Source organism: Actinacidiphila bryophytorum (genome assembly GCF_016916835.1).
Lineage (GTDB): Bacteria > Actinomycetota > Actinomycetes > Streptomycetales > Streptomycetaceae > Actinacidiphila > Actinacidiphila bryophytorum.
This window is the reverse complement of the sequence record NZ_JAFFIX010000001.1, coordinates 668304-693123: the sequence shown is the minus strand read 5'-3', so window position 1 is coordinate 693123 and position 24820 is coordinate 668304. Positions and strand designations below refer to the sequence as shown.

The 24820-nt window shown below is 72.8% G+C and carries 20 protein-coding genes; 12 read left to right on the top strand and 8 right to left on the bottom strand.

All coding sequences use genetic code 11. From position 1 onward, the window contains the following. Positions 1 to 15: 15 nt before the first annotated feature. Complete coding sequence (map, locus tag JT723_RS02965) at positions 16 to 873, bottom strand: type I methionyl aminopeptidase (RefSeq protein WP_205042712.1); 858 nt, start codon at positions 871 to 873, stop codon at positions 16 to 18. Between the two features lie 67 nt (positions 874 to 940). Between map and JT723_RS02960 the strand changes: the two genes are divergently transcribed. The 3 genes from JT723_RS02960 (at position 941) to corA (ending at position 4081) form a co-directional block, all read left to right on the top strand. Next, entirely contained in the window at positions 941 to 1153 is a 213-nt protein-coding gene (locus tag JT723_RS02960) for a hypothetical protein (protein WP_205042711.1), read from the top strand. A gap of 271 nt (positions 1154 to 1424) precedes the next feature. Next, positions 1425 to 2966, top strand: a complete 1542-nt coding sequence (locus tag JT723_RS02955; protein ID WP_205042710.1) for a phytoene desaturase family protein — start codon at positions 1425 to 1427, stop codon at positions 2964 to 2966. Then, on the top strand, positions 2963 to 4081 hold the full coding sequence (corA, locus tag JT723_RS02950; RefSeq protein ID WP_205042709.1) for a magnesium/cobalt transporter CorA: 1119 nt from the start codon (positions 2963 to 2965) through the stop codon (positions 4079 to 4081). The genes JT723_RS02955 and corA overlap by 4 nt, the downstream gene beginning before the upstream one ends. Before the next feature lie 269 nt (positions 4082 to 4350). Here the strand turns inward: corA and JT723_RS02945 are convergent, their stop codons facing one another. Further along, positions 4351 to 5367 carry a small ribosomal subunit Rsm22 family protein gene (locus JT723_RS02945; RefSeq protein WP_251512826.1) on the bottom strand — a complete coding sequence of 339 codons (1017 nt, stop codon included), beginning with the start codon at positions 5365 to 5367 and terminating at the stop codon, positions 4351 to 4353. A 467-nt stretch (positions 5368 to 5834) separates the two neighbouring features. On the opposite strand from JT723_RS02945, the gene JT723_RS02940 reads away from it, so the two are divergent. Beyond that, positions 5835 to 7202, top strand: coding sequence for a sugar transferase (locus JT723_RS02940; RefSeq protein ID WP_251512941.1), 1368 nt, complete (start codon positions 5835 to 5837; stop codon positions 7200 to 7202). On the opposite strand, the gene JT723_RS02935 is transcribed toward JT723_RS02940, so the two are convergent. After that, positions 7199 to 8203 (bottom strand): GDP-L-fucose synthase family protein, encoded by a 1005-nt coding sequence (locus JT723_RS02935; protein WP_372441200.1) that lies wholly within the window; start codon positions 8201 to 8203, stop codon positions 7199 to 7201. The genes JT723_RS02940 and JT723_RS02935 overlap by 4 nt on opposite strands. Before the next feature lie 102 nt (positions 8204 to 8305). On the opposite strand from JT723_RS02935, the gene gmd reads away from it, so the two are divergent. From gmd to JT723_RS02915, 4 genes are all read left to right on the top strand, one after another. Beyond that, positions 8306 to 9319 (top strand): GDP-mannose 4,6-dehydratase, encoded by a 1014-nt coding sequence (gene gmd / locus JT723_RS02930; RefSeq protein ID WP_205042705.1) that lies wholly within the window; start codon positions 8306 to 8308, stop codon positions 9317 to 9319. Positions 9320 to 9493: 174 nt separating this feature from the next. Next, on the top strand, positions 9494 to 11713 hold the full coding sequence (locus tag JT723_RS02925) for a LamG-like jellyroll fold domain-containing protein (RefSeq protein ID WP_205042704.1): 2220 nt from the start codon (positions 9494 to 9496) through the stop codon (positions 11711 to 11713). A 128-nt stretch (positions 11714 to 11841) separates the two neighbouring features. Continuing rightward, positions 11842 to 12552 (top strand): hypothetical protein, encoded by a 711-nt coding sequence (locus JT723_RS02920; RefSeq protein ID WP_205042703.1) that lies wholly within the window; start codon positions 11842 to 11844, stop codon positions 12550 to 12552. Next, positions 12552 to 13382, top strand: coding sequence for a glycosyltransferase family 2 protein (locus tag JT723_RS02915; protein ID WP_205042702.1), 831 nt, complete (start codon positions 12552 to 12554; stop codon positions 13380 to 13382). The genes JT723_RS02920 and JT723_RS02915 overlap by 1 nt, the downstream gene beginning before the upstream one ends. Here the strand turns inward: JT723_RS02915 and JT723_RS02910 are convergent. Beyond that, on the bottom strand, positions 13348 to 14514 hold the full coding sequence (locus JT723_RS02910; RefSeq protein WP_205042701.1) for a glycosyltransferase: 1167 nt from the start codon (positions 14512 to 14514) through the stop codon (positions 13348 to 13350). The two genes, JT723_RS02915 and JT723_RS02910, sit on opposite strands and share 35 nt — an antisense overlap. Positions 14515 to 14878: 364 nt before the next feature. Here JT723_RS02910 and JT723_RS02905 point away from each other — a divergent pair, with 364 nt between their 5' ends. Next, positions 14879 to 16297: an O-antigen polymerase gene (locus JT723_RS02905; RefSeq protein WP_205042700.1), complete on the top strand. Its 1419-nt coding sequence runs from the start codon at positions 14879 to 14881 to the stop codon at positions 16295 to 16297. On the opposite strand, the gene JT723_RS02900 is transcribed toward JT723_RS02905, so the two are convergent. The 3 genes from JT723_RS02900 to JT723_RS02890 form a co-directional block, all read right to left on the bottom strand. Continuing rightward, on the bottom strand, positions 16266 to 17516 hold the full coding sequence (locus JT723_RS02900; protein WP_205042833.1) for an MATE family efflux transporter: 1251 nt from the start codon (positions 17514 to 17516) through the stop codon (positions 16266 to 16268). The genes JT723_RS02905 and JT723_RS02900 overlap by 32 nt on opposite strands. Positions 17517 to 17902: 386 nt before the next feature. After that, a complete protein-coding gene (locus JT723_RS02895) occupies positions 17903 to 19582 on the bottom strand; it encodes a lipopolysaccharide biosynthesis protein (protein WP_205042699.1) in 1680 nt (559 codons plus the stop codon). Further along, positions 19579 to 20838 carry a glycosyltransferase family 4 protein gene (locus tag JT723_RS02890; RefSeq protein WP_205042832.1) on the bottom strand — a complete coding sequence of 420 codons (1260 nt, stop codon included), beginning with the start codon at positions 20836 to 20838 and terminating at the stop codon, positions 19579 to 19581. Before JT723_RS02890 ends, JT723_RS02895 begins: the two co-directional genes overlap by 4 nt. Before the next feature lie 236 nt (positions 20839 to 21074). Here JT723_RS02890 and JT723_RS02885 point away from each other — a divergent pair, with 236 nt between their 5' ends. After that, a complete protein-coding gene (locus tag JT723_RS02885) occupies positions 21075 to 21536 on the top strand; it encodes an FAD synthase family protein (protein ID WP_240164902.1) in 462 nt (153 codons plus the stop codon). Here JT723_RS02885 and JT723_RS02880 read toward each other — a convergent pair. Further along, positions 21514 to 22221 (bottom strand): CDP-alcohol phosphatidyltransferase family protein, encoded by a 708-nt coding sequence (locus JT723_RS02880; protein WP_205042698.1) that lies wholly within the window; start codon positions 22219 to 22221, stop codon positions 21514 to 21516. The genes JT723_RS02885 and JT723_RS02880 overlap by 23 nt on opposite strands. 567 nt (positions 22222 to 22788) lie before the next feature. Between JT723_RS02880 and JT723_RS02875 the strand changes: the two genes are divergently transcribed. Together JT723_RS02875 and JT723_RS02870 are read left to right on the top strand one after the other, a co-directional pair. Beyond that, positions 22789 to 23586, top strand: a complete 798-nt coding sequence (locus JT723_RS02875) for a polysaccharide deacetylase family protein (RefSeq protein ID WP_205042697.1) — start codon at positions 22789 to 22791, stop codon at positions 23584 to 23586. After that, positions 23586 to 24806, top strand: a complete 1221-nt coding sequence (locus tag JT723_RS02870) for a YncE family protein (RefSeq protein WP_205042696.1) — start codon at positions 23586 to 23588, stop codon at positions 24804 to 24806. Before JT723_RS02875 ends, JT723_RS02870 begins: the two co-directional genes overlap by 1 nt. Positions 24807 to 24820: the final 14 nt, after the last annotated feature.

The window sequence follows — 24820 nt, the reverse complement described above, 5'->3', positions numbered from 1 at the left end:
GGCGCCGCGCGCCCCTCACGGCAGGGTCAGGATCTCCGCACCGTCCGCCGTGACCACCAGCGTGTGCTCGAACTGGGCCGTACGCTTCCGGTCCTTGGTGACCACCGTCCAGCCGTCCTCCCACATGTCGTACTCGTGGGTGCCCAGCGTCAGCATCGGCTCGATCGTGAACGTCATGCCCGGCCGCATCACCGTCGTCGCCCGCGGGTCGTCGTAGTGCGGGATGATCAGCCCCGAGTGGAACGACGTGTTGATGCCGTGCCCGGTGAAGTCCCGCACCACGCCGTAGCCGAAGCGCTTGGCGTACGACTCGATGACCCGGCCGATCACGTTGATCTGCCGCCCCGGCCGCACCGCCTTGATCGCCCGCGCCAGCGACTCCCTGGTGCGCTCCACCAGCAGCCGCGACTCCTCGTCCACGTCGCCCACGAAGTAGGTGGCGTTGCAGTCGCCGTGCACCCCGTGGATGTACGCGGTCACGTCCAGGTTCACGATGTCGCCGTCGCGCAGTACCGTCGAGTCCGGGATGCCGTGGCAGATGACCTCGTTCAGCGAGGTGCACAGCGACTTCGGGAAGCCGCGGTAGCCCAGGTCCGAGGGGTAGGCGCCGTGCCCGACCATGAACTCGTGCGCGATCCGGTCCAGCTCGTCGGTCGTCACCCCCGGCGCGACCGCCTTCGCCGCCTCCTCCATCGCCTGCGCCGCGATCCGCGAGGCCACCCGCATCCGCTCCACGGTGTCCGCGTCCTGGACCTCGGGACCGGTGTACGGCGCGGGGCCGGGCTTCCCGACGTACTCAGGACGCGGGATCGAGGCGGGCACCTGGCGCGTGGGCGACAGCTTGCCGGGGACGAGCAGCGACTGACCAGACATGCCGCCGAGTGTATCGGCGCGGGAAAATGGGGATGCGCCCCCGGGCAACGACAGGCAGGAGAGACAGATGGCAGTCTTCCGAGTCAGGAAGCCGGCAGGAAAGCCGGGCGAGTGGTTCTACTGCATCGACCACAAACGGGCCGAGGAAGGCCCGGACTGCCCGTCCAAGAACCGCTTCGGGCCGTACCCGACCAAGATCGCCGCCGAGCATGCGATGGAGACCGCGGCCGAGCGCAATCTCGACTGGGACACCGACCCCCGCTGGGACGACCGGGGCTAGCCCCGGCTCGTCCCCGCCTTCCCCCGGCGCCGGGTTGCGCCCGCAGTTCCCCGCGCCCCCAGGTGATTGCCCCTTGCGGTGGGCGGTCGCTTTTCCCACCGTCGTGGCTGGGCGCGCAGTTCCCCGCGCCCCTGAGGGGTGTCCTCTTCACGCAGGGTGAGCGTTTTCCAGGGGCGCGGGGAACTGCGCGCCCAGCCCGGGGAGCGGGAAAGAAGCAACGCCACAGCAAGTGGCACCCACCTCTCGAGTGCGGACCCTCTAGGGTGCGGGGATGGCTTATGACGTGGTCGTGGTCGGCGGAGGCCACAACGGACTGGTCGCGGCGACCTACCTGGCGCGGGCCGGCCGCACGGTACTGGTGGTCGAGCGGCTCGACGCAGTCGGAGGAGCCGCGGTCTCGACCCGGGCGTTCAGCGGGCTGGACGCCCGCTTGTCCCGGTATTCGTACCTGGTCAGCCTGCTGCCCAGGAAGATCGTCGACGACCTCGGCCTGAACTTCGCGGTGCGCCGCCGGCGGATCTCCTCATACACCCCGCAGGGCGACGGCGGCCTGCTGGTGGACGCCCAGGACCCGGCCAGGACGCGCGCGGGCTTCGCTCGGCTGACCGGGTCGGACCGGGAGTACGAGGCCTGGGAGCGCTTCTACGCGATGACGCACCGGGTGGCGCAGGCCGTCTTCCCGACGCTGACGCAGCCGCTGCCCACCCGCGCGGAGCTGGAGCGCCGGGTGGACGACCCGGCGGCCTGGTCCGCGCTGTTCGAGCGGCCGCTCGGCGAGACCGTCGAGGCGGCCTTCGCCGACGACACCGTCAGGGGCATCGTTCTGACCGACGCGCTGATCGGCACGTTCACGCACGCCCACGACCCGTCGCTGCGGCAGAACCGCTGCTTCCTCTACCACGTGATCGGCGGCGGCACGGGCGACTGGGACGTGCCGCTGGGCGGCATGGGCGCCTTCACCGACGCGCTCGCGGACGCGGCCCGTGCGGCGGGCGTGGAGTTCGCCACCGGCACGGAGGTGACGGGGGTCGGGGCCGACGGCGTACGCGCCGAGCTGACGCTGTCCGACGGCCGCACCGTCGCGGCGCGCGACGTCCTGGTGAACGCCTCCCCGTACGCACTGGCAGGCCTGCTCGGCGAGCCGCGGCCTGAACCGGCACCCGAGGGCGCCCAGCTCAAGGTCAACATGCTGCTGCGCCGCCTGCCGCGGCTGCGGGACGGCTCGGTCGACCCGCGGGAGGCCTTCGCCGGCACCTTCCACATCGCGGAGGGTTACGCCGGGCTGCAGACCGCGTACGAGCAGGCCGCGGCGGGCCGGGTGCCGGACGCGCCGCCGTCGGAGATCTACTGCCACAGCCTGACCGACCCCTCGATCCTGTCCCCCGACCTGGCGGGGCAGGGCATGCACACGCTGACCCTGTTCGGCCTGCACGCGCCGGCCCGGCTCTTCGCGGCCGACCCCGCGGGCGCGAAGGAGGCGGTGACGCGGGCCACCCTGGCCCAGCTGGACGCGGTGCTCGCCGAGCCGCTGGCGGACTGCCTGGCCCTCGACGCCGAGGGCCGGCCCTGCATCGAGGCGAAGTCGCCGCTCGACCTGGAGCGCGAGGTGGGCCTGCCCGGCGGCCACATCTTCCACCGGGACCTGTCGTGGCCCTACGCCGACCAGGACGTGACGGACGCCACAGGCAGGTGGGGTGTGGGCACGGCGTATGCGAACGTCTACCTGTGCGGCGCGGGCGCGATCCGCGGCGGCGGGGTCAGCGGTGTCCCCGGGCACAATGCGGCGATGGCGGTACTGGAGAAGGCACGATGAAGCTGCACAGCACCAAGGCGGCGCCGGTCCGGCGCGCCACCGGCCGGCAGTGGCGGCGCGGCGGCGGCCGGTGGCACACCCTGGACGGCGCCGAGTCCGTACCCGAGCAGCGCCGCTGCACCGCCGACGTCGTCGTGGACTGCGCGGTGTACGAGGACGGCTGCCGTGCCGCGTCGCTGCCGCCGCAGCAGGTGCTCGACGAGGCACGCAAGCGCGGCGGCTTCGCCTGGATAGGCCTGCACCAGCCGGACGCCGAGCACCTGGCGGAGGTCGCCGAGGTCTTCGGGCTGCACTCGCTGGCCGTCGAGGACGCGGTGCAGGCGCACCAGCGACCCAAGCTGGAGCGGTACGGCGACACGCTCTTCCTGGTGCTCAAGACGATCGTCTTCGTGGAGCACGAGAAGCTCACCGCGACCAGCGAGGTCGTGGACACCGGCGAGATCATGGTCTTCGCGGGGCCCGACTTCGTGGTCGTCGTACGGCACGGCAGCGCGCCGGGCCTCGCCCGGGTGCGCAAGGCACTCGAAGCCAGGCCCGACATGCTCAAGCACGGCCCTGCGGCCGTCCTGCACGCCATCGCCGACCAGGTCACCGACGACTTCCTCGACGTCGCCGACGCCGTGGAACTCGACGTCGACGCCCTGGAGTCCGACGTCTTCTCCACCGCCCACGGCGACGACGCCGAGCGGATCTACCAGCTCAAGCGGGAGCTGATCGAGTTCAAGCACGCCGTGTACCCGATGGCCCGCCCCCTGGAGCGGCTCACCGAGGGCGCGGACGGCCTGATCGGCGCCGAGATGCGCCGCTACTTCCGTGACGTCTCCGACCACCTGTCGCACGTCAAGGAGCGGCTGACCGCGTACAGCGAGCTGGTGGACGGCCTGCTGGCGGCCAATCTCAGCCAATTGGCGGTACAGCAGAACGTGGACATGCGGCGGATCAGTGCGGCCGCCGCGATTCTGGCGATCCCCACGATGATCGCCGGCTTCTACGGGATGAACTTCGAGCACATGCCCGAACTCCGCTGGACCTTCGGTTACCCCTTGATGCTCGGGGTCACCGCGACCCTCTCCGCCCTCGTCTTCCGCGCCTTCCGCCGCATCGGCTGGCTCTGACCCCCCTCCCCTTGCGCAGGGGGCGACCTCCCGCCGGTCGCGTTGGCGGTACGGCTCCCCTTCGGCAAGGGGGCAACCACCAGGGGCGCGGGGAACTGCGCGACCAGCCCCCACCGGCGGGTGGTCCGTCTCCGGACCGAAGAGCCCCTTTGCGCCGGTGACGACCCGCGCCCCGGTGATGGGGGTACCTCCCAGGCGAAGCTCTGGGAGATGGCCGCGCAGTTCCCCGCGCCCCTGAAAAACGCTCGCCGCCCTGCGCAAGGGCGCCCCTAGGCGCTCGCCCCCTCCGCAGGAGGAAGGTCGGGCGGCCAGGGGTCGCCCCAGTCGGTGTCGCGGGCGGCACGGTAAGTGGTGCCCTGGCGCTTGGAGACCGTCGTCCGGGCCAGGCCCGGAGGGCGCTCGCAGAGGTCCAGCAGGACCAGCCCCTTCCGGATCTGCGGGTGCCGGACCACTCGCGCGACCGCCGGCTCGGCCGGGAAGCGCGCGGCGGCGACGTAGCTGAACTTCTCGTCCTCGTAGGGCAGCGACGCGCCCTTGACCTGCCGGTGCAGAGCCGTGCGCTGGACGCGCGCGGCGAAGTGGCACCAGTCGTCGCCGGTGACGGGGCAGCCCGCGTCGTGCGGGCAGGGCGCGAGGACGTGCAGCCCGGCGGCGATCAGCCGGTCGCGTGCGTCCAGGACGCGCGCGAACCCTTGTGGGGTGCCGGGTTCGACCACGACGACGGCGCCGCCCGCGGCCTGTGCGGCCGCGGTGACCAGTGACTCCCGGTCGGCGGCGGTGAGTTCGCCGAGGACGTAGGAGACGGTGACCAGGTCGGCCTGCGGGAGCCGGGCGGCGGCACCGAGCGGCTGCCGGGTCCAGGCGGCGTCGCGTACCGCCGGGGTGTGCGCGGCCTCGGCCAGGGCGGCGCCCAGGGTCAGTGCGGCCTGGGACCAGTCCAGGACGGTGCTGCGGTGCCCGGCGTCCTCCCAGGCGTCGGCGACCGCCCAGGTGGCCGCACCGGTGCCGCCGCCGAGGTCGAGGTGGGTGTGCGGCGCCCAGTCGCCGGCCTGCAAGCGGAACGCGTCCAGCGCCGTCCTGACGGCGGCGTAGGTGGCGGGCATCCGGTAGGCGGCGTAGGCGGCGACGTCGGCCGCGTCGCGCAGGACGGGCACGGCGGTCGGGGTCGTACCGCGGTAGCTCTCGATGAGCCGTTCGACCTGTGCGGAGGCGCTGCTCGGTGCGGTGGACCTGAGCTGGTCCGCGAGGGCCGCACGCAGGTCGTCGGGGAGGGGGACGGTAGGCACAAGCCCCAACTGTAAGGGGCGTTCACACCCGTAACGGTACCCTTACCGTGTGTGGTCGTCGAGATGCCATAGCTGTGTTAACTCGGTCATAACAACGGCTCGAATATGCGTAAACCACAGCGGAAGCACGCCCTGTTGGCCTAGCGTTCGCTGGTATCACGGCGTGCCGCCACTTGGGGAAGTGGAAGGGCGCCGTCGTTCGCGAGGTGGCTGGGGGGTCCATGCGGCGAGTCGATGCACAGTCGGTCAGACCAGTGATACCCGTGGCAAGTGAGCGGAGAACGGGGCGGAACGGAAGTCCGCTGGCGTTCGGAGCACAAGGTCAACCGGCCGCGGCCGCCGGCGCACTGGGTGCGCCGCTGCCGTACGTCCTGCCGCGCGGGCGGGAGGGCGGCAGGACCGCCGCGGCCGTACGGCAGCGCGGCTACGGCCACAAGGCCGGCTGGTATCTGCCGGCCGCGGCCGGCGTGGACGCGCTCGGCGCGGGTGTGCCCGCCGCGGTGACGCTGCACGCGGGCGGACAGCCGCATGCGCTGCTGGCCGCGCTGGCCGCCGCCTTGGCATGGCCCGCGGTGCGGGCGGTGCGCGGGCGCTATGCGGCGGGCGCGCTCGGCGAGGGCCGCGGCAGCCTGCAGGTGCTGGGCGACTGGCTGGTGCTGCTGGGTGTGCTGGCGGTCCTGCGGACCGCGTTCGGCGAGGTGACGGAGCCGTCGGTGGCGCTGGCCGGGCTGGTGTGGGCGCCACTGCTGACGGCGGTGTGCCGCAAGGCCACCTACTACCACCTGATCGCGGCCCGGCGCGAGGCGCACGCGGTGCGCAGGGTGCTGGTGATCGGCGAACCGGGCGCCGCCGACCATGTGGTGGGGCACCTGGCGGCCAGGACCGAGCATGCGTATGTGGTCGTCGGAGTGGTCCCGGTGGGCAGCGCGAAGCTGGAGTGCGGGGCGCCGGTGACCGAGCGGCTCGGCGTACTGGAGCCGGCGGCGCCGCAGGACGACGCGGCTGCCGTGCTGCGGGCGGCCCGTGAGCACAGCGCGGAGCTTGTGCTGGTGGCGCCGGGGCCGCGGCTGTCCGCCGAGCGGCTGCGCCACCTGTCGTGGTCGCTGCACGACGCGGGGCTGCCGGTGGCGCTGCTGCCGGGCCTGGTCGATGTGCAGGTGCGCAGGATCGGCCTGGACGCGCCCGCCGGGCTGCTGGTGCTGCACATCGCGCCGCCGGTCAGGCGCGGGGTGCAGATGGGTGTGAAGGCGGCGCTGGACCGTACCGGCGCGGCGCTCGGACTGCTGCTGCTGGCACCGGTGTTCTGCGTGGTGGCGCTGGCGATCCGGCTGACGTCGCCGGGGCCTGCCTTCCACCGGCAGGTGCGCTGCGGGCAGCACCGCAGCCCGTTCACCATGTGGAAGTTCCGCACGATGGTGGCCGACGCGGAGTCCCGCAAGGCGGAGTTGGAGCACGCGGGCGCCAACGAGCACGACGGGCTGATGTTCAAGATGCGCCGCGACCCGCGGGTCACGGCGATAGGGCGGCTGCTGCGGCGCTGCTCACTGGACGAACTGCCGCAGCTGCTCAACGTGTTGCGCGGTGAGATGTCGCTGGTCGGGCCGCGCCCGCCGCTGCCCGAGGAGGTCGAGCACTACGACGAGGTGGCGCTGCGGCGGCTCGCCGTCAAGCCGGGCCTCACAGGCCTGTGGCAGGTCAGCGGGCGCTCGGACCTGAGCTGGGACGAGACACTGGCGCTGGACCTGCGCTATGTGGACAACTGGTCGCTGGCCGGCGACCTGGAGGTCATGACGCGTACAGTACGGGCCGTGGTCGACGGCCGCGGGGCCTACTAGTGGGCGGCCGCGGTGGGCTCCGCGCCCGGGTCCGGCGCAGACCCGGCGGCATCGCCGGCTGCCTGCGCCCGCCACTGCCGGTGCACCTGCGCGACGCCGTCCCGCAGGGCGATGCGCGGCCGCCAGCCGAGGGCGAACAGCCGGGAGACGTCGAGGAGTTTGCGCGGGGTGCCGTCGGGCTTGGCCGTGTCCCAGCCGATGCGGCCGCGGTAGCCGACGACGCCGCTGACGGTCTCGGCGAGTTCGCGGATGGTCAGGTCCTCGCCGCAGCCGACGTTCACCGGCTCGTCGGCGTCGTAGCTGCGCAGCAGCAGGGTGCAGGCCGCGGCGAGGTCGTCCACGTGCAGGAACTCGCGCCGCGGGGTGCCGCTGCCCCACAGCGTGACCTCGGGGGCGCCGCTGCGCTCGGCCTCGTCGAAGCGGCGGATCAGCGCGGGCAGCACGTGCGAGGTGGCGAGGTCGAAGTTGTCGCCGGGACCGTAGAGGTTGGTCGGCATGGCCGAGACGTACGCGGCTCCGTACTGCCTGCGGTAGGACTGGACCTGCACGATGCCGGCGATCTTCGCCAGCGCGTAGGCCTCGTTGGTGGGCTCCAGCGGGCCGGTCAGCAGCGCGTCCTCACGGATCGGCTGCGGGGCGAACTTCGGGTAGATGCACGACGAGCCGAGGAAGAGCAGCCGCGGCACACCGGCCGCGTGCGCGCCCGCGACCACGCTGAGCTGGATGCGCAGGTTGTCCTCCAGGAACTGCACCGGGTAGGTGGAGTTGGCCATGATCCCCCCGACCCTGGCGGCGGCCAGCACCACCGCGTCGGGGCGGGTCTGCCGCAGCCAGGCGGCAGTTGCCGCGGCGTCCCGCAGGTCCAGCTCCGCACGGGTGCGGACCAGCACGGGATGGCCCTCGGCGGTGAGGCGGCGGACCACCGCCGAGCCGACGAGACCGCGGTGGCCCGCGACGAACACCCGGGCGCCGTCCGGCAGTAGTTCCGTCATGAACGGCATTGTGTCAGCACACGTCACACGTCAGGACGTTAACTCCGCATTCGTGGCCAATTCATGCGGACCACAACCGACAGCACACCACCGACGACCTTGGGGGAACGCGTGGGCAAGACCGCGCTCATCACCGGCGTGACCGGGCAGGACGGCTCCTATCTCGCCGAACTGCTGCTGGACAAGGGCTACACCGTGCACGGCATCGTGCGCCGCTCCTCGACGTTCAACACCGAGCGCATCGACCACATCTACCAGGACCCGCAGGCGCAGAACCGTTCCTTCGTGCTGCACCACGCGGACCTCACCGACGGGGTCGCACTGGTCAACCTGCTGCGCGACCTGCAGCCCGACGAGATCTACAACCTCGGCGCCCAGTCCCATGTCCGGGTGTCCTTCGACGCGCCGCTCTACACCGGCGACGTGACCGGCCTGTCCGCGCTGCGGCTGCTGGAGGCGGTGCGCGCCAGCGGCACACAGGCGCGGATCTACCAGGCCTCGTCCTCGGAGATGTTCGGCTCCGCCCCGCCGCCGCAGAACGAGGGCACCCCCTTCCACCCGCGCAGCCCGTACGGCTGCGCGAAGGTCTTCGGCTACTGGGCCACGGTCAACTACCGCGAGGCGTACGGGATGTACGCCGTCAACGGCATCCTGTTCAACCACGAGTCGCCGCGCCGCGGCGAGACCTTCGTGACCCGGAAGATCACCAGGGCCGTCGCCAGGATCAAGGCGGGCCTCCAGGACCGGCTGTACCTGGGGAATCTGGACGCGGTCCGCGACTGGGGCTACGCACCGGAGTACGTGGACGCCATGTGGCGGATGCTGCAGCGCGACGAGCCCGACGACTATGTGGTGGCCACCGGAGAGGCCGCCACCGTACGGCAGTTCGTCGAGGTCGCCTTCGGGCACGCGGACCTGGACTGGACGGAGCACGTCCGCTACGACCCCAAGTACGAGCGCCCCACCGAGGTCGACGCGCTCATCGGCGACGCAGGAAAAGCCCGCGACCTGCTCGACTGGGAGCCCAAGGTGCGGGTCGCGGACCTGGCCAGGATCATGGTCGAGGCCGACATCCGGCAGGTCGCCGACCAACTCGCGGGGGCCACCGTCCGGATCGACAGATGAAGCGGAAGGGCGGCGGCCCGGAGCGGCCGACAGATGCCCTGATGTCGGACCACTTCACCGTACTTCACCGGTTTCGGCAAAAAGCGAGACCGGAGCAAGCGGAAGCCCCTAATCTGCCGTGCACCGCAACGGCCGTGGATGGCCGTCGCACATCATGGGCTTGGGGGGCAACTCATGCGTAAATGGCCGGTGTTCGCGGCTGCCGCCGTTCTGGCAGCCGCAACGCTGGGAGCACTGTCGTCACCATCGGCGACAGCGCTCCAGCCACCTGTCGGACTGACCGCCGACAACCTCAGCACGTACCAGACCAACGGCGTCGTCTGGGCCATGGCCCAGGCGAACGGCGTCGTCTACACCGCGGGCACCTTCTCCGCGATCCGGCCCGCCGGCTCCGCCGCCGGGACCAACGAGACGCCGGTCGCCGACTTCGCGGCCTTCGACGCGGCAACCGGCCAGCCGACCGGCTGCCAGCTGGACTTCACCGTCGGCTCCAACAACGCGACCGTCCGGGCGCTCGCGGTCTCGCCCGACGGCCACACCCTCTACGCGGGCGGCTTCTTCGGCCAGGTCAACGGCGTCGGGGTGAGCAGCCTCGCCGCGATCGACCTGGACACCTGCACCGTCAGCGGCAGCTTCCACCCCGGGGTCGCGGGCACGGTCAGGGCCATCGAGGCGACCGCGGACACCGTCTTCTTCGGCGGCGACGTCACCTCCGTCAACGGCCAGGCCAGGGGCCGCTACGCGGCGGTCAGCACCACGGGAGCCCTGCTGCCGTGGGCGCCCGACGCGGACAACCCGGGCAGGGCGCTCGCGCTCACCCCCGACGGCCAGGACGCCATCCTGGGCGGCGACTTCGACACCGTCGACGGGGTGAACTCGCACTCCCTCGCCATCGTGGACACCTCGACCGGCGCCCTGGTCAAGGCCTACCCGACCGGCTTCATATCCGCGACCTCGGTGACCAAGGACATCGTCGTGGACGCGGCGAGCAACAGCTTCTACACCGCCAACGAGGGCACCGGCGGCGGAGTCTTCGACGGCCGTATCCGGCTGAGCCTCACCGACTTCAACCAGGTCTGGCGGGACACCTGCCTGGGCGCCACGCAGTCGCTGTCGGTCTACCAGACCGTGCTGTACAGCGGCAGCCACGCCCACGACTGCTCCAGCATGGGCGAGTACCCCGACTCGGTGCGCAAGCACCTGCTGGCCGAGTCGGTGGACGACCCGCACCTGCTGTCGTGGTTCCCCGACACCAACGACGGCATCGGCGAGAAGATCGGCCCCCGCGTCATGGCGCTGGCCTCCTCCGGCGGCACCGACTACCTGTGGGTGGGCGGCGAGTTCACCACCGTCAACGGGACGGCCCAGCAGGGCCTGACGCGCTTCGCCAGCGGCCCCGACACCGGGGCGCCGACGCTGCCGCAGACGTCGGTGACCAGCATCGACCCGGGCTCGGTGAAGGTCAGCTGGCAGTCGAGCACCGACAACGACGACGGCCTGCTGACCTACCGGGTCTACCGCAACGGCGGCAGCACCCCGGTCTACACCGTCACCGGCAGCTCCCTGCCGTGGGTCCGGCCGCAGCTCACCTACACCGACACCGACGTCACACCCGGCGTGAAGTACACCTACCGGGTCTCGGCCAGCGACGGCACCAACACCAGCGCCCTGTCCCCCAACGCGTCGGCCACCGTGCCGACGGCGGCGGAGGCCTACCCGGCGCAGGTCCTCGCCGACGGGGCCACCCTCTACTGGCGCTACGACGCGGCGGCCGGGTCGTACACCGCGGACTCCTCCACCGGTGACGACAGCGGCATCAGCGTCGGCGGTCCGGTGCACGGTGTGACACCGGGCGCGGTCCCGGGCTCCAAGGCGTACACCTTCAACGGCACCTCGCAGTGGACCTACAGCGACCGGCTGCACCCGACGCCCTCGCAGTACACCATCGAGACGTGGTTCAGGACGACCACCACCTCGGGTGGCAAACTGATGGGCTTCGGCAGCAACTCCACCCACCCGAGCGGCAGTTACGACAAGCACATCTACATGTCCAACAGCGGCCGGCTGAACTTCGGCGTCTACGCCGGCACCACCCGGGTCATCAGCACACCGGCCGCCTACAACGACGGCAACTGGCACCTGGTGGCCGCCACCCAGGGAGCGAACGGCATGCGCCTGTACGTCGACGGGGTCCTGCGGGCGTCCAACCCGTCGGTCACCACCAGCCAGAACTACCAGGGCTACTGGCACATCGGCTACGACAGCCTCGGCAGCTGGCCGTCGGCGCCGTCCAGCGCCTACTTCGCCGGGTCCTTCGACGAGGCCGCCGTCTACCCGACGGTCCTCAGCGCGGCGCAGATCGCGAACCACTACGCCCTCGGGACCGCCGGGTGAGCCCCACCCGCCGCCCGGCCGCTGCCGCTCTGTCGGGCGGTCTTCCTGCTCCCTTCCTTCGCGGGCGGCCTCGTTCCTCGGCCGACCGCTGCGGAAGGTCGGGCGTCAGCCCTGCCGCCGCCGTCCTCGTGACGGCGGCGGCAGCGCTGCTGCTCGCCGGCTGCGGCTCCGGCGGCTCCGGCGACGGCAAGGCCGCGGACCGGCCCACGGCAGCCGTGTCCGCCCCCGCGGGCGACCCGGCGGGCACCTCCACCGCCGCCCCGGGTGACGCGGGGGCCGCCTCCGGCGACACCTCGGGCGCCGAGGCGCCCGGCTCCGCCGCCGACGCCCCCAAGGTGCCGGACGCCCAGCTCACCCCGCCCGGCGGCGGCAGCTTCACCGCGCAGCAGAAGTCGTACCTGTCGGGGCGGGTCCCCAAGGGCACCGACCCGGCCGCGGTCCTGGAAGGCGGCCAGGAGATCTGCGAGCGGCTGACGCGTACCGCGAAGATCGACAAGGACGCGGCGGCCACCGCCATCGTCACCGGGGACATCAGCATGTCAGGGGCCGCCGCGGCCGTCAGCGCCCTGTGCCCCGGCCAGCAGCCCGTCATCACCGCCGCGTCGCACGGCTTCGCCGACGGCACCTTCACGGTGGCCGCAAAGCCCGTACCCGGCAAGGCGGTTGCGCCGGGCGCCTACCGGGCGCCGAACCCGTCGCCCGCGTGCAGCTGGCGCGTCACCGGCGCGGGCGGCACCACCCTGACCTCGGGCAGCGGTGCCCGGCTGACCGTACCGGCCGCCGCGCGCGGCATCACCTCCAGCGGGTGCTACGCCTGGCTGGCCACCGGAGGGACCTGATGGACAAGCTGCCGCTCGTCGTGGCGATACCGACCAAGAACGAGGCCGAGAACATCGCCCGGACGGTGTCCTCGGTCATCGGCCATGTCCAGGCCGTCGTCGTGGTCGACTCGCACAGCACCGACGACACGTGCAAGATCGCCGCGGAACTCGGCGCGGAGACCGTCGACTACACCTGGGACGGCCGCTACCCGAAGAAGAAGCAGTGGTGCCTGGACCACGTCCACCCGGAGATCCCGTGGCTGCTCTTCCTCGACGGCGACGAGACCCCCAGCCCCGAACTCCTCGGCGAGCTGCGGGCGGTGTTCGCCGCCGGCCCGCCGTCGGTCGCGGCCTTCGACATCCCGCTCGGCTACTGGTTCGCGGGGCGCAGGCTGCGGCACGGCTACACCATCGTCAAACGCGCCCTGATGGACCGCACCCGCTGCCGCTTCCCCGAGGTCGGCGACCTCGACGCGCCCGGCATGGGCGAACAGGAAGGCCACTACCAGCCGGTGGCCGAGTCGGCCGCCCGGCTGCGCTCCCCCATCGAGCACGAGGACCTCGACCCGGTGCGCACCTGGTTCGACCGGCACAACCGCTACTCCGACTGGGAGGCCTGGCTGGAGGTCAACCCGCAGGTCAAGGAGCAGATCAGGAAGGTCAAGACCCGGCAGGGCCAGATCTTCCACAAGGTGCCGTTCAAACCGCTGGTGTCCTTCGGCTACGCCTACGTCTACAAGCGCGGCTTCCTCGACGGCAGGGCAGGCCTCGACTACGCCCTCGCCATGAGCTTCTACCGCTGGCAGATCGGGCTCAAGACCCGCGAACAGCGCCGCCCCGCGCCATGACACCGCCGTAGACGTCCAGCAGGGTGTCCACGACCGCGTCGATCGAGAAGCGGTCGTGGACCAGCTGCCGTGCGGCACGCGACGCCTGCTCGTTCGCCGCCGGGTCGAGCAGCTCCAGCACCGCCCGGCCCACGAGCGGGCCGTTGTCGGCGTCCGGCAGGCTGTCGGTGACCCGGCCGGCCCCCGCCGCCTCCACGTCCGGCGACAGCCCGCCGGTACGGGCCACCACCACCGGCAGCCCCACCGACATCGCCTCCAGGATCGACACGGCGAACGGCTCGACCACCGACGGCAGGACGTACACGTCCGCCGCCCGCAACTGCGCCAGCACCTCCGCGTGGCCCAGCGCCCCCACGCACTCCAGCGACCCCGCGACCCCCAGGTCCGCGGCCAGCTTCCGCATGGGGCCGGTCAGATCTCCCGTGTCAGGCCCCGCCAGCACGAAACGCGCATCCGGGTAGTGCTCGAGCACCGTCGGCATCGCATTGACGAAGTCCTCCGGCCGCTTGCGCTTCTGCACCCGTGCCAGATACAGCACCGTCGGCGGGCGGTCGCCGCGCGGCGGCCGGGCGTCCTGCAAGGCCACGCCGTTGACCAGCCGGTGGAACGTACGCAGCGGCGTCCCCGGCACCACCGCCTGCACACCGTCGCGCTCCATCTGCGTCAGGTGCAGCACCGCGTCCGCGCGGCGCAGCACCCGCTTCATGCCCAGCACGTCCACTGCCTTCGCGAACAGCTTCTCCGTCGGGTCGATCATCCCGTGCGTCTGCACCACGAGCGGGACCTTCGCGTCCAGTGCGACCAGGGCGAAAGGGAGGGTGATCAGGTCGCGCATCAGATGCACGTGGACGACGTCCGCGCCCTTCACCATGCGGTGTGCCTTGCGCAGCAGTGACGGTGAGGTGATGCCGCTCACCTCGAACGCGGGCAGTACGTGGCGTGCCTGGTGCACGAAGGAGGGCACGCCCTCCACTTCCGTGGGCAGCGGCCCCGTGAACTTGTCGCCCAGCGTGGCGATGCGGGCGTCCACGCCTTTGCGGCGCAGGCCTTGCGACAGGTTCAGGGCGACCCTGGTGGGGCCGCCGAAGTCATTGCTGGGCGTGTGCAGCGTCACGACATGCAGGACCCGCATGTCTCCCCCTTTCCCCCGGGCGCCCCCCGGCCCCCTGTCCCGCCACTTTATCCGTCTTTCCCCCGGTGGGTGGCCTCTCGCCCAAGGACGAGCCACTTGCTGTGTCGTTGCGTCTTTCCCCGCCCGGTGGGCTGGTCGCGCAGTTCCCCGCGCCCCTGAAAACGCTCACCCTCTGCGGAAGGGGCACCCCCCAGGGGCGCGGGGAACTGCGCGACCAATCGCCCACCCACCGAAAGATGCGAGGCCACCGCAAGTGGCAATCACAGCAGCGGGCCCCCGGCCGGGGGGAAGCCGGAATAGACTCCCCGTCGGGGGTGGTGGGCGCGTGGCGGTGGGGGCCGAGGTGCGGACCGGGGTCCGCGGCATGACCCGGTCAGTGCCGCGAGCGGCACTGTCCAGGGCGCTCGCGGTCCCCCTCGCGCTGGCCCTCGTGGCCTTTCTGCCCGGTTACGTGACCGCCCAGCCCGGCCCGGGAGGGCGGGACGCGGCCTACTGGCTGCAACTGACGCTCACCGTGTACGCCGGCGGCCGCCTCGCCGCCATGGTCCTGACGCGCCGCCGCCGCCTGATCCAGGGCGCCTTCTGGCTGTTCGTGTACGTCGCCATGGGCGTGGCCCCGCTCGCCCAGGAGGTGATCGGCCAGGTCCCGACCCCGGTGCTGGGGCCGCGCTCGGACACCACGACCGCGATCACCCTGGTCCTGGTCGGCTGTGTCGCCTTCGACGTGGGCGCCCTGCTGGCCCGGCACCGCCCGGCGGCCCGGGTGCGCAAGGCCCGCCCTTCTGCGCAGGTCTCCCGCCGCAGGCTGTGGCTGCTGATCGCCGTCGCCTATGTGGGCAGCGCGATCTCGATCGCCAAACTCGGCGGCCCCGCCGTCTTCTTCGACAGCCGCCAGGCGATCAGCGAGGCGAGTGGCGGCGGCGACAGCCATGTCGGCTCGGCCTTCGTGCGCGGCTTCGGCACGGTCCCCGCGCTGCTGGCGATGCTGATCCTGGTGCGCTGGATGATCACCTCCCGGATGGCCCGCCGCACCCCGCTGGCGATCGCCGCGCTCGGCGGCCTCGTCGTGGTGAACGCGGTCGTCAACAACCCGATCTCGAACCCGCGTTACTGGTTCCTGACCGTCGTCTTCTCGCTGATCTTCACCGCTTTCCCGCGCAGCCCGGTGATGTACCGGGCGGCGCTGGTGACCGGGGTGGTCGCGGCGCTGGTGCTCTTCCCCTTCCTCGACCGCTTCCGCTACGACTCCGGCGGCTACCACCCGGTGGAGTCGACGTCGGTGCTGGAGCCGCTGACCATCAAGGACTACGACCAGGTGGGGATGTTCGCGAACACCCTGACCTTCGTGCACGCGGGCCACGGGCACACGCACGGGCGGCAACTGGCCGCCGACGTCTTCTTCTTCGTGCCGCGCTCGGTGTGGCACGGCAAGCCGCTGGACTCGGGTGTGCAGGTCGGCCAGTGGATGGGGATGACCAACACCAACCTGTCGTCGCCGCTGTGGGCCGAACTGTGGCTGGACTTCGGCCCGGTGGGGATGGCGGGCGGTTTCCTGGCGCTGGGCTACCTGTGTGCGCGGGGCGACCGGCGGTATGCACAGCGGACGTTGGAGGACGGGCGGCCCGGCACGGTGATGGCGGTGGTGATCCCGCTGGTGTGCGGGTATTCGTTCATCCTGCTGCGCGGGCCGCTGCTGCAGGCGTCGGGGCGTATCGGCATCGCGGCGCTGTGCCTGGCGCTGGTGACGACCTTCAGCGAGGACCGGCGGAAGATCCTGCGGTGACGGCCTCGCCGGTGCCGCCCGGCGCCTGCTGGTCGTCCGCGGGAGCCGGGCGGCGGCGTACGGCGGCGATCCGCAGCCACAGTGCGGCGGCCTTGAGGGCGGAGCCCAGGCACAGGCCCCAGGCGGCGCCGTAGACGCCGTCGATGCGGTAGCCGCCGAGCATGAAGGCGACCGAGGCGAGCGAGAAGGCGACCTGGATGGGCAGCGTCGCCCTGGGCTGCAGCACCCGCAGGGTGAGCAGGGCGCTGGTGCCCAGCGCGATGCCCGCGTACTGGCTGCCGGACGCGGCGAGCAGGGCGGAGGAGGCGCCCCAGGTGTCGCCGAGGAGCTGCCGGCCCGCACCGTCGGGGAGCAGCATCAGCACGATCGTCCAGACCGCGGCGACCCAGGCGAGCGTGACGGCCAGCACGGCGGTGGCGCGGACCTTGCTGTCGGTGCCGCGTACCCGGTTCAGCAGCGGCGGCCCGAAGGCGGTGGCCGAGTTGAACAGCACGTTCATCGGGCCGAAGAGGGTGGTGGCGCCGCGCAGGGCGCCGACCGCGAGGGGCGCGGCGAACAGGCCGAGGCCGACCACGGCGAGCTGGCTGGTGGCGTTGCCGACGCCGAACTCGACCACGAAGCGCTGCCCGAGGTGCCCGCGGCGGACGAACTTGCGCAGGTCCAGCGGTGCGCCCTTGACGTGCGGCCGCAGCAGCCCCGCGGCCACCAGCAGCGCGGGCAGCGCGGACAGGCCCCACACCGCGACCAGCCGCTGCGGCCCCGCCCCGTGCGGCTGCACGGCCAGCGCGGGCACCGCGACGAGCAGCCGCAGGGTGTCGCCGGCCAGGGCGTAGTGCGGCAGCCGCAGCGCGGAGAAGCAGTAGCGCAGGCCGTCCTGGGTGAGCACGATCGGCAGGACCAGGCCCAGGACGGCGAGCCCGTGGGCGGTCGCGCCGTCCACGAAGGCGAGGCAGGCGGCCATGGCCAGGCCGATCGCGGTGGAGGCGGCGGCGGTGAAGGCGGCGGCGGACCGGCAGGCGGACCGTACGCGCTCGGTGCCGCGTTCCAGGACCAGCGCCTGGCCGACGTAGGACACGCCGACGCCGAGCAGAACCGTGAAGATCATGTAGACCATCGAGAACACCGCGAAGCCCGCGGCGCTCGACAGCCGGGCGGCGACGACCAGGACGACGATGTTGGTGAAGGCGGCCACTCCCTGGTCGGCGACGGAGCTGGCGATGGCGGCCTTGGTCCCGAGGCCGCCGGCCTCGGCACCGGGGGCGGTGCTGCCGTCCGGCGCAGGCCCGTACGTGCCGGGCCCGGCGCCGGTAGGGTCGCCCGGCGTGGTACCCGACGCCGTGTGCGCGTCCGCAGCGGGCGGGCGCACACCGCCGCCTGGCACCGGACTCGGCGTACGGCCCGACACCAGGTCGCCCGGCGTGCTGCCAGACGCCGTGTGCGCGTCCGCGGCGAGCGGGCGCACGCCGTCGCCTTGCCGGTCGCCGTCCGCCGCCGGACTCGGCGTACGGCTCGACACCGTACGGGGGCATGGCACATCGGCCGCGCTGGTCTGCGCGGTTTGCGGGGCGGCCCCGGCCGCGGTGGTGTGCCGCGGGGCGGGGCCGGTCAAGGGACCGGGTGGCGCTCCGGGGAGGCGGGGGCTGCTTCCTGCGGGAGGTCGCCGTCGCGCCGGTCGGCCGGTGCGGCCTGCCGTGCCGGGCGGGCGGGGCGGCCCAGGCCGAAGCGGCGCCGGGTGCCGGGTTCCGCCGGGTGCAGGACGACGCCGAGCACCGCGGCGCCTGCCGCGTCGACGAGTTCGTGGACGCGTTCGAGGTCGGCGCGGTGCACGGCCCGCGGGTCGCACACCACCACGACGCCGTCGACGCGGTCGGCGAGCGCGATGGCGTCGGCGTACCCCAGGACGGGCGGCGCGAGGACGACGACGACGGAGCCGGGCTCGTCGGCCTCGGCGAACAGCCGCCCCGCGGGCGCGGACGTCAGCGCACGGGCCACGTTGCGCACCCGGCGGCCGGGCACCAGGTCGAAGGAGCCGGACTCCCCCGCGTCGATGGGCACTTGCAGCCCCGCGGGCCAGCCGCCCTCGCCCAGTCCCGGCGTCCTGGCCCAGCCGGGCCTGGCGCCGTCCGCGGTGCGCAGCCGGGCCGACAGTGCGGGGGTGCGCAGGTCGGCCTCGACCAGCAGCACCTCCATGCCCATCTCGGCGAAGGACGCGGCCAGGTTGACCGCGACGGCCGCGGGCGTCTCGCCGGTGCCGCGCGGGGCGACGACCAGCAGCCTGCGCCGCTCGGAGAAGCGCTTGTCGTGGGTGAGCCGGAAGGCGACGGCCCGGTACTCCTCGGCGAGCCGGCCGTCGCCGCGCCCGCCCGCGAGCAGGCTCCCGCCGGGTCCGCCCGCCGCGGCCCTGCCGCGCAGCCGGGGCAGGGTGCCGAGCACGGGGGCGCCCAGGGCGCGGGTGACCTCGGCGTCACTGCGCACGGTCGGGTCGAAGACCAGCCGCACCCAGGCGAACAGCAGGCCGAGCGCGATACCGACCCCGAGGCCGAGGCCGAGCATCATCGGCAGCCCGGGTCCCGAGGGCGCGGAGGGCGCGACGCCGGGCTTGATGACGACGCCGGGCGTGGTGTCCAGGGCGCGCAACCCGCTGATGTCGCCGTTGAGTTCGGTGATCCGGCTGAGCAGGTTGGTCTGCGAGGAGACCAGGGTGCCGACGACCTGGCTGCTCTTGGCGCGGGCGATCTGGTCCAGCAGATCGTTGCGCTGGGTGACCATCGGCTCCAGCTGCGACTGGTAACTGGCCACCATCCGGGCGACGGTGGCCCTGGTCTGCGCCTGCCGGTCGTCCAAGTAGGCCTTCGTGAAGGCGTTGACCCAGTCCGCCGCGTGCTGTGCGGTGCCCGCGGTACAGGTGAAGCGCAGCACCAGCGTGTTGGGCGGGTTGGTCACCTGCAGGCACCTGGACATGGTGGCGACCTGCGCCCCCGCGGTCTTCGCCGCCGCGTCGGCGACGGTGCTGCTCAGCGCGCTCTGCCGCTCGGTGCCGATGTCGATGTTCTTGTCGGCGGTGGCCCCGGCCACGAACGGGTCCTCTATGGCGGCCCTGACCCGCACCTCGCTGGTGGCGGTGTACGAGTCGGCGCCGCTGAAGGCGAGGTAGGCGCCGCCGAGCAGGCCGACGAGCACCCCGGCCACCAGCAGCGCCCGGTAGCGGACCAGCTGCTTGAACTGGTCGCGCAGCAGGTCGGGTTCGTCCTGCGACGGCTGCTCCGCCCGCGTCACGTCGGTCACTTGGCCTTCGCCCCCTCGTCTTCCCCGGCCCCCGGCCCGCCCGCGTCCGCCCGGCGCGGCTGTTCGCCCAGCGCTTCGGCGAGCAGCGCGTCGATCCGCGCCAGGCCCGCGTCCCGGCTGAGGTGGTCGCGTACGTAGACCGGTCCGCGCGCCCCCAGCGCGTCGGCCCTGTCAGGATCATCGGCCAGTGCGCGCACCGCGTCCAGCAGGGCGCGCGGGTCCTCGGGGGCGACGACGACTCCGGCGCCGGAGCGCTCGACCTCCGCGGCGGTGCCGCCGGCCGCCGCGACCGAGGCGAGCACCGGGCGGCCCGCGGCGAAGTAGGAGGTGAGCTTGGACGGGATGCTCATGTCCAGCACCGACGCCCGCTGGGTGACCACCAGGACGTCGGCGGCGGCCAGCACGTCGGGGAAGTCCGCGTCGTCGGCGGGCGGCGCGAAGTGCAGGTTGGGCAGGTTGCCCGCCAGCTCCCGCAGCTGCGCGCGCTGGTTGCCGTCGCCCATCAGCACGACCTGCACCTCCGGGTCGAGCCTGGCGGCCTCCACCAGGACGTCCAGCCCCTGCTTGAGGCCCATGTTGCCCGAGTGCAGCAGCACCGTGCGCCCCTCCCGCCAGCCCAGCCGGGCGCGCATCTCCTCCCGGGGACGGGAAGGGCTGCGCACATGCGACCAGTTGGGCACCAGGCGTATCCGCTCCTCCGGCACCCCGAGCGCGGCGACCTTGGGGACGAACGTCTCGTGGATCACCCCGACCAGGGTGGCCCTGCGCAGGGCGTACGACTCGGCCGCACCGGCCGCCGCGGCGACCCGGCCGCCGCCGCGTATCCCGCTCTGCCGGGCCGCCGCGCCCATCAGGTCCTGCACCACCGGCACATACGGCACGCGGTGGCGGCGGGCCAGCCGGGCGCCGAGTATCCCGCCCGCCAGGCTGGGGAGTTGGGCGACGACCGCGTCGGGCCTGCCCATCGCGGGCGGCGCGTACAGGCCGTGCCCGAGCACCGACGCCTCGAACAGCGCCCGGCGCACCGCGGTCTGCCGCGGCGGCACCGTGTGGCGCCGCCGGTGCACCCGCACCCCGGCGCGCTCCTCCTCCGTACGCCACACCCCCGCATAGGCCGGGTCGACCCGCCACGCCGGATAGTGCGGCATCCCGGCGAGCACGTGCACCTCGTCGCCGCCCGCCGCCCAGTGCTCGGCGATCTGCGTGGCGTAGGGGCCGATTCCGGCGTGCTCGGGCGCGTAGTTGGTGGAGACCAGCAGCAGTCGGCGGCGCGTGCCGGAACCGGCCACGGCGTGTTCCTTCCCCCCAGACGAACAACCCACAGACGAACAACTGCCCACACTAGCCGTTCACCGGGGCATCACGCCCGGTCTTGCCAAGCGTTGGACTTTGGCAAATCGCCGCTTGACCGCACGGCCGCCCGGCTATCGTCTGAGACTCCGCAACGCCGGGGAGCGTTGTACGGATTTCCGTGCGACTGGGGGGTCGTGTCATGACACAGCGGATCGGTACGCACCGGGTCGGCTACGCACCAGGGGTCTACGACCTCTTCCACGTCGGGCACCTCAACATCCTGCGGCACGCCCGCAGCCAGTGCGACTACCTGGTGGCCGGCGTCGTCTCCGACGAGATGGCCCAACTCGCCAAGGGCCGCGCCCCGGTGGTGCCGCTCGTGGAGCGCCTGGAGATCGTCCGCAGCGTGCGCTTCGTGGACGCCGCCTTCGTGGAGACGGTGCCGGACAAGGTGGAGACCTGGCGGCAGGTCAGGTTCGACGTGCTGTTCAAGGGCGACGACTGGCGCGGCACCGACAAGGGTGCGCGCCTGGAGCGGGACTTCGCCGAAGTCGGCGTGGAGATCGTCTACTTCCCCTACACGGTGCACACGTCGAGCACCCAGCTGCGCCGGGCACTCGACGTACTGGCCGACCAGGTCAGACCCTCCGAAGCTCTCTGAACCACTTGGCCAGAAAAGCGGCCAGGAAGACGGCGTGCACGCAGAAGAGGGCGAGATAGCCGTAGCGGAAGGCGTCCTGGCTGCCCAGCAGCAGGAAGACCGCGCAGAAGACCCCGTAGTCGACGGGGAGCAGCGCCACGGCCCGCACCCGTGACGGTGCCGCCGCCCCGGGCGGCGCCTTCGGCTTGAGCTTGTCGGTCAGCAGGCCGCCGAAGAAGATCATGACGGCGGCCAGCTGGAAGCCGAGCGGCAGCAGGAGCCAGGTGTCGCCCGGCAGGGCGAAGTGCCGGTAGAAGGTGATCAGCACGGCCGCGTGCACCGCGGTGATCTTCGCGCAGTCCACGACGTGGTCCAGCCACTCCCCTGCCGGGCCGCCCGCCCCCAGCAGCCGGGCGAGCTGCCCGTCGGCGGAGTCGAAGGCGAACCCCAGCGCCAGGGCCGCATAGACCGCGACCGCGACCCCCCACGACGGTTCCGCGACCGCCACGGTGGCGATCCCGGCACCGCTGAGCGCTGCGCTCAGCAGCGTCACCTGGTTGGGCGTCAACCCCGCACGGTACGCCCCCGCGGCCAGCACCCGCCCGACCGGCCGGTTCACGTACCGCGAGTACAGCGACACGCCTTTGGCGCCCTTCTGGGCCAACGCCAGCCGTTCGACGGCTCCCCGGTAACTCAGCTCCCGCATCCCCACTCCCCCACTCACCGTCCCATGGCGACGGACCGCCACCACCCCAGGGGCGCGTGCCGCCCCCCACTCCACCGCCACCTGGCGACGGACCGCCACCACCTCAGGGGCGCGGGGAACTGCGCACCCAGCCCTCCCCCAGGGCTTCGCCTGGGGGTGCCCCCATCTCGCTTCGCTCGCGGCCGGTGGTCCGGCACGGACCGAACAGCCCCTTTCGGACGGTGACGACCCGCGCCCCCGGTGGGGGCTGGTCGCGCAGTTCCCCGCGCCCCTAAAAACGCTCACCGCCCTGCGCAAGCAAGCCGCCATCGCGGCCAGCGAAAAACGCACCGCCCTGCGCTAAGGCACCCACCCCAGGCCAGGCGGCCCAGAAAACGCCGCCCGGCGCAAGGGCATGGCACCCTCCGGAGGAGACACCCCCCGGGACGGGGGAAGCCCCACACCGGGGGGAGGTGGAGCAATGATGGCAGGGGCACCGCCCCTGGCGATGTGGCATTGGGGGGACGGGTCGGACCGGACCGGCCCGCCGGTACGATAAACCAGACATTACGCCCTAATGTGGCGCCGATGATCTCTCGCCGCAACCTCCTCCAGGTCACCGCCTCCGAGGCGCTGCTGTCCGGCTGCACCGGCGGCAGGGCCGCCTCCGCGGGTCCTGATCCCGCGATGCCGCCGCCCGCGGCGGGGGCGCCGCAGACCGGGGGCGCGGGCACCCCGCAGAGCACCCCCACGGCAGTGGCACCGCTGCCGCCGCTGCCGCCGGGGCTGCCCGACCAGATCGAGCACGGGCCGCGGACGAAGCAGCAGCTGGCGCTGACCTTCCACGGCCAGGGCGACCCCGCCATGGCCGAGTCGCTGCTGACCGCCGTGGAGCGGTTCGGCGCGCGGGTGACGGTGCTGGCCGTCGGGGACTGGCTGGACGCGTATCCGCAGCTGGCCGCGCGGGTGCTGGCGGGCGGGCACGAGCTGGGGAACCACACGCAGACGCACGGCGACATCGGGTCGATGGACGCGGATGCGGCCACCGCGGAGATCGAGGGGTGCGCCCGCAGGCTGCGGGAGCTGACCGGGTCGCCGGGGCGCTGGTTCCGGGCGTCGCAGGCCCGGCTGACGACCCCGCTGGTGGTGTCGCTGGCACAGAAGGCGGGCTACCCGCACCTGCTGGCGTACGACGTGGACCCGCTGGACTACACCGACCCCGGCCCCGAGGCGGTGCGTTCCGCCGTGGCCGCGAAGGCGGGACCGGGGTCGGTGGTCTCGCTGCACTTCGGGCACTCCGGCACGGTCGCCGCGCTGCCCGGGATCCTCGACGACCTGAACCGCCGCGGTCTGCGTGCGGTCACGACCTCGGAGCTGCTGACCTGATGCGCCGTCACCTCAGTCCCCTGCGCCGCGCCGCCGTCACCGCCGCCGTCACCGCCGTCCTGGCCGCCGGGTGCGGCGACAGCGGCACCCGCTCGCCCGCCCCGTCCCCTGCCGTGGCCGCCGTGGCGGCGCAGGCGGCAGCGGCGGCGGCCGCCGCGAGGACGCAGCGGATGGCCGCCGCCGCGCACCCGGGCCTGGCCGGGATGCCACCGCTGCTGGACCAGAAGGACGTCTACGCGGCCGACCGCCCGAACGCGCTGTCGCCGGTGGTCCGCGGCTTCCCTTCGCTGGTCTATGTGCCCAACACCGAGTCCAACACGGTGTCGGTGATCGACCCGAAAACGTACAAGGTGGTCAGGACGATCCCGGTGGGGCAGCAGCCGCAGCACGTGGTGCCGTCGTGGGACCTGAAGACGCTGTGGGTCAACAACGACGTCGGCAACAGCCTCACCCCGATCGACCCGGCCAACGGGCACGTCGGCAAGCCGGTCGACGTGCACGACCCGTACAACCTGTACTTCACGCCGAACGGCAGATACGCGATCGTGATGGCCTCGCTCGACCGGCAGCTGGTCTTCAGGGACGCGCACACCATGGCGGTCAGGAAGGTCGTGCCGGTGAGCTGCTACGGCGTCAACCACGCCGACTTCTCCCCCGACGGCCGCTACTTCATCGTCTCCTGCGAGTTCTCGGGCGAGCTGCTGAAGGTCGACACCGCCGCCATGAAGGTCGTCGGCCAGCAGAAGCTGCCGCTGGACGGGGCGATGCCGCAGGACGTGAAGATCTCGCCGGACGGCAGCACCTGGTACATCGCCGACATGGTCGCGGGCGGGGTGTGGACGATGAACGGCGACACCTTTTCCAAGCCGGTGCTGCTGCCCACCGGCAAGGGCGCGCACGGCCTGTACGTGTCCCGCGACTCGAAGTACCTCTACATCACCAACCGCGGCGAGGGCTCGGTGTCGCTGCTGGACTTCGCGACCGGCAGGCTGGTCACCAAGTGGCACATCGCCGGCGGCGGAAGCCCCGACATGGGCGGGGTCTCCGCCGACGGCAAGGTGCTGTGGCTGACCGGGCGCTACGACGCGGAGGTGTACGCCCTGGACACCGCCACGGGCCGCACCCTGGCCAAGATCCCGGTCGGCGCGGGCCCGCACGGCCTGGCCGTCTACCCGCAGCCCGGCCGCTACTCGCTGGGCCACACCGGCGTCTTCCGCTGACCGGGCGGGCGCCC

Excerpts from the sequence above, each read along its gene's own strand:
- map (WP_205042712.1), bottom strand. The coding sequence starts at position 873 with ATGTCTGGTCAGTCGCTGCTCGTCCCCGGCAAGCTGTCGCCCACGCGC.
- JT723_RS02960 (WP_205042711.1), top strand. The coding sequence starts at position 941 with ATGGCAGTCTTCCGAGTCAGGAAGCCGGCAGGAAAGCCGGGCGAGTGG.
- JT723_RS02955 (WP_205042710.1), top strand. The coding sequence starts at position 1,425 with ATGGCTTATGACGTGGTCGTGGTCGGCGGAGGCCACAACGGACTGGTC.
- corA (WP_205042709.1), top strand. The coding sequence starts at position 2,963 with ATGAAGCTGCACAGCACCAAGGCGGCGCCGGTCCGGCGCGCCACCGGC.
- JT723_RS02935 (WP_372441200.1), bottom strand. The coding sequence starts at position 8,203 with ATGCCGTTCATGACGGAACTACTGCCGGACGGCGCCCGGGTGTTCGTC.
- JT723_RS02925 (WP_205042704.1), top strand. The coding sequence starts at position 9,494 with ATGCGTAAATGGCCGGTGTTCGCGGCTGCCGCCGTTCTGGCAGCCGCA.
- JT723_RS02915 (WP_205042702.1), top strand. The coding sequence starts at position 12,552 with ATGGACAAGCTGCCGCTCGTCGTGGCGATACCGACCAAGAACGAGGCC.
- JT723_RS02910 (WP_205042701.1), bottom strand. The coding sequence starts at position 14,514 with ATGCGGGTCCTGCATGTCGTGACGCTGCACACGCCCAGCAATGACTTC.
- JT723_RS02905 (WP_205042700.1), top strand. The coding sequence starts at position 14,879 with ATGACCCGGTCAGTGCCGCGAGCGGCACTGTCCAGGGCGCTCGCGGTC.
- JT723_RS02885 (WP_240164902.1), top strand. The coding sequence starts at position 21,075 with ATGACACAGCGGATCGGTACGCACCGGGTCGGCTACGCACCAGGGGTC.
- JT723_RS02880 (WP_205042698.1), bottom strand. The coding sequence starts at position 22,221 with ATGCGGGAGCTGAGTTACCGGGGAGCCGTCGAACGGCTGGCGTTGGCC.
- JT723_RS02875 (WP_205042697.1), top strand. The coding sequence starts at position 22,789 with ATGATCTCTCGCCGCAACCTCCTCCAGGTCACCGCCTCCGAGGCGCTG.
- JT723_RS02870 (WP_205042696.1), top strand. The coding sequence starts at position 23,586 with ATGCGCCGTCACCTCAGTCCCCTGCGCCGCGCCGCCGTCACCGCCGCC.